The organism is Hymenobacter persicinus (assembly GCF_004167665.1).
Taxonomy (GTDB): Bacteria; Bacteroidota; Bacteroidia; order Cytophagales; family Hymenobacteraceae; genus Hymenobacter; species Hymenobacter persicinus.
Genome location: NZ_SEWE01000115.1, coordinates 1 through 461, shown reverse-complemented (window position 1 = coordinate 461; position 461 = coordinate 1). Strand labels below are relative to the sequence as shown.

Sequence of the window (461 nt, the reverse complement as noted above, 5' to 3'; positions counted from 1 at the left end):
CTGCTCAACGGCTCGGCCATCAGCGGCGCTACGACCAATACCTACTCGGCTTCGGCCAGCGGCAGCTACTCGGTAACCGTAACCACGGCCCAAGGCTGCACAGCCACGTCGACGGCCACGGTCGTGACGGTGAATCCGCTGACGACGGCTACGTTCTCGTATCCGGCCGCCACGTATTGCCAGAACGATACGAACCCCACGGCTACCGTGACGGGCACGGCGGGCGGCACGTTCAGCGCTGCCTCGGGCCTGAGCCTGAATGCCACCACCGGCGCCATCAACCTCGCCGCTTCGACGCCCGGCACCTACACCGTGACCTACAGCGTGGGCGGCTCCTGCCCCTCCTCGGCTACGGCTTCGGTGACGGTGAATCCGGCCACCTCGGCGGCCTTCGCCTACGCCGGCTCGACCTTCTGCCTGAGCGGTACCAACCCCACGCCGTCCATCACCGGCACGGCGGG

The 461-nt window shown here is 68.1% G+C and carries 1 pseudogene; it reads left to right on the top strand.

The features are described from left to right. Positions 1–461: pseudogene (locus tag EWM57_RS21335) on the top strand (hypothetical protein); the annotation flags it as partial.